Source organism: Thermus sp. (genome assembly GCF_056332225.1).
On sequence record NZ_JBWGQW010000134.1, the window covers coordinates 1 to 1038 of the forward strand.

A 1038-nucleotide genomic window follows, 5' to 3' on the forward strand; every position below is an offset into this window, starting at 1 on the left:
GGCGAGGTTGGAGCGGGTGGTTTTCCTGAGGGAGGCGAAGGCCTTATGGACCCAGAGGGTGATAACTTGGGAAAGGGGGGTAGTGGGCGGCATACCTTACTTACCCCCCCTCTTCTCTTCCCTTGTCAAGGCCCAGCCCTCAAAGTGATGAGAGCTCAGGCCCCGGGCGGGTTGACAAGAGGAAAGGGCGAGTGGGATAATGGCCCCAGAAGGGAGGTGAGAAAAAATAAAAGGGTGAAAAAAAGCTATGGCCAGTTAAGAGGCAGGCAAGTCAGCTCCAGGCATTCATGGCCGCGCGATGCATAAAGGCGCGGAAAATCCTAAGGAGAGAAGAAGTATGCGGAACGCGAAAGGCTTCACCCTGATTGAGCTCTTGATCGTCATCGCCATCATCGCCATCCTGGCGGCGGTATTGATCCCCAACGTCCTCAACGCCCGCAAGCGGGCTATTGACTCCTCGGCCCAGGCCTACGCCCGTCAGGTGGCCACTTGGATCGCGGCTGCGGACTCCGGGGGCGCGAATCTGTCTGGCCTTACCAGCTGCACGGACCCCAAGCTCCAGGCTGAAGGTGCCCCTGCTAGCTACCCCAATGGGGTGAGCAACTGCCAGATTAGCTACGTGGGCGGGCGCTTCACCGTGACGGTTACTACGGTAACGGGCAAGACTTTCACCACCATCTATTAACTGCCCTGAGCTTCCAGCCCCGGGTTCGGTGCCTGGGGCTGGTAAGCTTTTGAACATGAAAGCCCTCACAGGTATCGCTCTCGCCTTATACCCGTGGCTTATCCTCCCGGTTGGCCTAAGCCCGCTTCCGGAGCGGGAGGGTCTTTGGCTCGTGCCGAAGCTCGCGCTTCTCCTGCTTTTGAGCGTTCTTCTTTTGCCCTTCTGGCACCTTGCGCCAAGGCCCATAGGATTTCTCCTTTGGGGCCAGGTCTTCCTTTTGGGGCTATCCTTGTTGATTCAGAGGCTGTCGTAAAAGCTCTCCACGGCCAGCTACGCGGCCCTGGCCAGCCGCTTCACCAACAAGCGTAGCATGC

General features: G+C 58.6%; 1 protein-coding gene. It reads left to right on the forward strand.

The genetic code is table 11. The annotated features are described in order from the left end of the window. Positions 1-337 precede the first annotated feature (337 nt). Positions 338-685 (forward strand): prepilin-type N-terminal cleavage/methylation domain-containing protein, encoded by a 348-nt coding sequence (locus tag AC01Y6_RS10500; RefSeq protein WP_476671472.1) that lies wholly within the window; start codon positions 338-340, stop codon positions 683-685. Positions 686-1038 lie beyond the last annotated feature (353 nt).